Consider the following 4957-nt stretch of genomic DNA (forward strand, 5'->3'; position numbering starts at 1 on the left):
CTGCAGCAATTGGCCAAGAACATCTTCGGCACACAGGCCCGCCCCCTCACCGCGCCCGATTGGCTGGCGGGGGCCATCAGCCTCAACGATGTCGTCTCGATCAGCACGATCCGGGTGGCGATCTTTGTCTTGGCGCTGATTTTTCTCGCGGCGCTCCTCATCATGCTCAAGCGCACAAGGCTGGGACTCGAGGTGCGGGCGGTGACGCAGAACCCCGGCATGGCGGCCTCGATGGGCATCAACCCCGACCGTATCAACATGCTGACCTTCGGCCTTGGCTCGGGGATCGCGGGCGTGGCTGGCGTGGCTATCGGGCTTTACGCCCAAGTCACATCCGAGATGGGGGCCAATTACATCGTGCAAAGCTTCATGACCGTGGTCGTGGGCGGCGTCGGCAATGTCTGGGGCACGCTGGCGGGTGCGGGGCTGATTGGCTTCCTGCAAAAGGGCATCGAATGGTTCAACCCATCGAACACGCTGGCAGCACAGACCTATATGGTGCTGTTCATCATCCTCTTCATCCAGTTCCGGCCGCGCGGCATCATCGCGCTGAAGGGCCGCGCGGCGGGGGAATGACACCATGACACTGATCAACCGCCCCCCCGTCGCCGCCACGCCGCCGATCCTGGCCCAAGGCATCGATACCCCGCCCCCCGCAAGGCGCAGCTTTCTGCGCGAGAACCCCTCGATCCCGTGGTTCCTCGGGCTTCTGACGATCTTCACCCTGATCGTCAGCGTTCTGTCCGAAGGGTTGGGCATCGGCGCACTCTCGACCTCGATGGTCAAGATCCTTGGCATGACGCTGTGCCTGTGCCTGATCGCCATCGCGATGGATGTGGTCTGGGGCTATTGCGGGATCTTGTCGTTGGGCCATTTCGCATTCTTCGGGCTTGGCGGCTACGCCATCGGCATGTGGTTGATGTATGCGCGCACGGAAATCGTGATCCGCGACAGCCTTGCGGGCGCCGTGTTGCCACCAACCGAGGCGGAACTCTCCGAGGCGGTCGCGGCTCAGATTTTCGGCGTGGTGGGATCGTCGGAATTGCCGCTGATCTGGAGTTTCGCCCATTCGCTGCCCGCGCAATTGGCGCTGGTCGTGGCGGTGCCAGGGCTTTTGGCGCTGGTCTTTGGCTGGCTGGCCTTCCGCAGCCGGGTGACGGGCGTGTACCTGTCGATCCTGACGCAGGCCATGACGCTCGCCTTGGCGCTTTACCTGTTCCAGAACGACACCGGCCTGCGCGGCAATAACGGGCTGTCGGGGTTGCAGAACATCCCCGGCTTGCTGGATGTTCCGCAAGCGGTGCTGGCGGTGTGGTTCCTCTGGGCCTCTGCCTTGGCGCTGGGGTTGGGCTACCTGCTTTTCGCGTGGGTCGTGTCGGGCAAGTTCGGCTCGGTCATCCGCGCCATCCGCGACAACGAGGCCCGCGTGCGCTTCCTTGGCTACAATGTCGAGGGCTACAAGCTGTTCGTCTTCACGCTGACCGCGATCGTCTCGGCCATCGCGGGCGCGCTGTATTACCCGCAGGCGGGCATCATCAACCCGGCCGAACTCGCCCCCATCGCCTCGATCTACTTGGCCGTCTGGGTCGCCATCGGCGGGCGCGGGCGGCTCTACGGCGCAGTGATCGGGGCGGCGACCGTCTCGCTTTTGTCGAGTTGGCTGACCGGCGGCGGCGCGCCCAATATCGAGATCGGGGCCTTTCGCCTGATGTGGGCCGATTGGTGGCTGGTCCTTTTGGGCCTTGGGTTCGTCGCGGTCACGCTTTTCTTCCCGAAGGGCATCGGCGGGCTCTTCGACCAGCTGGTGAGGAAACAGCCATGATGACGCTGTTGGAAGTGCGCGATGTCTCGGTCAGTTTCGACGGGTTCCGCGCGATCAACAACCTGTCGCTCTCGATCGGCGAGCCGGAACTGCGCGCGGTAATCGGGCCCAACGGCGCGGGCAAGACCACCTTTATGGATATCGTTACCGGCAAGACGCGGCCTGACAGCGGGCAGGTCTTGTGGGGCGAGCGGCAGATCGACCTGTTGCGCCTGTCCGAAAGCCAGATCGCGCGCGAAGGGATCGGGCGCAAGTTCCAAAAACCCACCGTGTTCGAGGATCAAAGCGTGCGCGCCAACCTGTCGATGGCAGTGCGTAACAAGCGCGGGCCTTTCGCGGTGCTGATCTGGAAAGCCACGGCCCAAGATCACCAGCGCATCGCGGAGCTGGCCGAAGAGATCGGTCTGAGCGACCGCCTTGACGACCGCGCGGGCGATCTGAGCCATGGGCAAAAGCAATGGCTCGAGATCGGGATGCTTCTTGCACAAGATCCGCGCCTGTTGCTGGTCGATGAACCCGCCGCCGGCATGACGCCGGCCGAGCGCGAACACACCACCGACCTTTTGAAACGCGCAGCCCAGACCCGCGCGGTGATGGTGATCGAGCATGACATGGAATTCATCCGCCGCCTCGATTGCCGGGTGACGGTGCTGCACGAGGGATCGGTGCTGGCCGAAGGCTCGCTTGACCATGTCACCAAGAACCAACAGGTGATCGATGTCTATCTGGGGCGCTAGACCATGCTCGATGTGACCGACCTGACGCTGCATTACAGCGGCTCGCAAATCCTGCACGGGGTGTCGGTCTCGGCCAGCCCCGGGACGGTCACCGCCGTGATGGGCACAAATGGCGTGGGCAAAACAAGCCTTTTGCGCGCCATCGCGGGGCGTCACCCCCATTCGGGCGGCACGATCACGCTTGATGGCAAGCCCTTGGGCCAAGCCACGGCGGTGCAGGCCGCGCGCGCGGGCATCGCCTATGTGCCGCAAGGGCGCGAGATCTTTCCGCTTTTGACCGTGACCGAAAATTTGCAGACGGGCTTTGCCTGCCTACCCAGCGCCGACCGTCGCATCCCCGACCGGATCTATGATCTCTTCCCGGTCCTCAAACAGATGGAAAATCGCCGGGGCGGGGATCTCTCGGGCGGACAGCAGCAACAGCTTGCCATCGCGCGCGCGCTTATTGCGCGGCCGCGCGTCTTGTTGCTCGATGAGCCGACCGAGGGCATCCAGCCCAACATCATCAAGCAGATCGGCAAGGTGATCGAACTGCTGCGCGACGAGGGCGAGATCGCCATTATCTTGGTCGAGCAGTATTTCGATTTCGCCTATGGGCTCGCCGATCGGTTTTGCGTGCTGAACCGTGGGCGCGTGGTGCTGTCGGCACAGGCCGCCGAGGTGACGCGGCAGGATATCTTCGACCAAGTGGCGATTTGAACATCCGGCTTGACGCGGGTTAATGCCGCGCGGGCCAAAAGCCCCGATCCTTGTCGTAGCCCGCAGCAAGGATCAAGATGTCCCCGCCACGCCGCATCGCGCATAGCCCGCACAGCCCCGGCCAAGGCGCGGGCCTTCCCGGTCTGGATGCGCAACCGCCCGAGATCGCCCGCCATGCCGATGTCGATTTTGCCGATCGCTACAGCACCAAAAGCCTCGACCGCGCGGCGCATGCGCATCTGGCACGTTTCACACTGGGCATCTCGCCCTTCGGGTTGAGCACAACCTTTTTCGCATGGTGGGTGCATCTGATGGGCGCACCGGGAAAACAGCTTCAACTGATCGAGAAGGCCGCGCGCAAGGCGATGCGGCTGGCCGTGCATGCAGGCGAGGTGTTGCGCGATCCCGATACGCCACCCTGCATCGCGCCCCTGCCCCATGATCACCGCTTCGCTCATGAGGGTTGGCGGCGCTGGCCCTATACGATGATCTCCCAGTCTTTCCTGCTGACCCAGCAATGGTGGTACAATGCCGCGCGCGATATCGACGGGCTCAGCGCGCGCGAGGAACAGGTGGTCTCGTTTGTCAGCCGACAAATGCTCGACATGGTGTCGCCCGCGAATTTCATCCTGACCAATCCCGAGCTTGCCGCCACCACTTGGCGCGAGGGGGGGGGCAATCTTGCGCGGGGCTTCCAGCATTTTCTCGAGGATTGGGAACGCGCCATTTCAGGCAAAGGGCCGGTCGGCACAGAGGATTTCCAGCCCGGTCGCGATGTCGCCGTCACGCAAGGACAGGTGGTGTTGCGCGAACACCTGTTCGAACTGCTCCAATACGCGCCCACGACCAAGACGGTGCATCCCGAGCCGGTGCTGATCGTGCCGGCATGGATCATGAAATACTACATCCTCGACCTCAGCCCCGAGAATTCGCTGGTCCGCTATCTGGTCGATCAGGGCTTTAGCGTTTTCATCATGTCGTGGCGCAACCCGACAGCCGAAGATCGCGATCTGGGGCTTGATGATTACGCCACGGCCATCGACGCCGCGATAGACGCGATCCAAGCCATCCTGCCCGCGCGCAAGCTGCATGCGGTGGGCTATTGTCTGGGCGGCACAGTGTTGACGGCCAAGGCCGCGCAAATGGCGCGCGCGGGCGATGACAGGCTGGCCAGCCTCAGCTTGCTGGCGACCCAGACCGATTACGCGGAACCGGGCGAGCTACAGCTATTCATCAGCGAAAGCGAGATCGCGTTCCTTGAAAACATGATGTGGGACCAAGGCTATCTCGACACCAAGCAGATGGCCGGTGCCTTTCAGCTGTTGCGGTCGGCCGATCTGATCTGGTCGCGCTATGTGCATGAATATCTGATGGGTCGCAGGCAAGAGATGTTCGACCTGATGGCATGGAACGCCGATGCGACGCGCATGCCCTACCGGATGCATGCGGAATACCTGCGCCGGATCTATCTGGATAACGAATTGGCCGAGGGCAAGTTCGCCTTGGACGGCACGCCCGTTAGCATCGCCGATATCGCGGTGCCGATCTTTTGCGTGGCCACCACGACCGACCATGTCGCGCCTTGGCGCTCGGTCTACAAGCTGCACCAATTGGCCGAGACCGCGATCAGCTTCGTTCTGACCACGGGCGGGCATAATGCCGGGATCATCAGCCGCCCCGGTGATCCCGAACGCGCCTA

5 protein-coding genes are annotated in these 4957 nt (G+C 63.1%); all 5 read left to right on the forward strand.

The window, feature by feature from the left end; all coding sequences use genetic code 11:
- Window positions 1-576, forward strand: a 576-nt coding sequence (locus ACTG4J_RS14670) for an ABC transporter permease subunit (RefSeq protein ID WP_439140481.1), incomplete at its 5' end; no start/stop codon positions are given.
- Window positions 577-580: 4 nt separating this feature from the next.
- Window positions 581-1822, forward strand: a complete 1242-nt coding sequence (gene urtC / locus ACTG4J_RS14675) for an urea ABC transporter permease subunit UrtC (protein WP_439140482.1) — start codon at window positions 581-583, stop codon at window positions 1820-1822.
- The gene (gene urtD / locus ACTG4J_RS14680) at window positions 1819-2559 is read left to right on the forward strand and encodes an urea ABC transporter ATP-binding protein UrtD (RefSeq protein WP_439140483.1); all 741 of its coding nucleotides are present in this window, start codon (window positions 1819-1821) and stop codon (window positions 2557-2559) included. Before urtC ends, urtD begins: the two co-directional genes overlap by 4 nt.
- A 3-nt stretch (window positions 2560-2562) precedes the next feature.
- Window positions 2563-3258 carry an urea ABC transporter ATP-binding subunit UrtE gene (urtE, locus tag ACTG4J_RS14685; protein ID WP_439140484.1) on the forward strand — a complete coding sequence of 232 codons (696 nt, stop codon included), beginning with the start codon at window positions 2563-2565 and terminating at the stop codon, window positions 3256-3258.
- 77 nt (window positions 3259-3335) lie between these two features.
- On the forward strand, window positions 3336-4957 hold a 1622-nt coding region (locus ACTG4J_RS14690), incomplete at its 3' end, for a PHA/PHB synthase family protein (RefSeq protein ID WP_439140485.1).

The organism is Roseicyclus sp., from assembly GCF_965662675.1.
Classification (GTDB): Bacteria; Pseudomonadota; Alphaproteobacteria; order Rhodobacterales; family Rhodobacteraceae; genus Roseicyclus.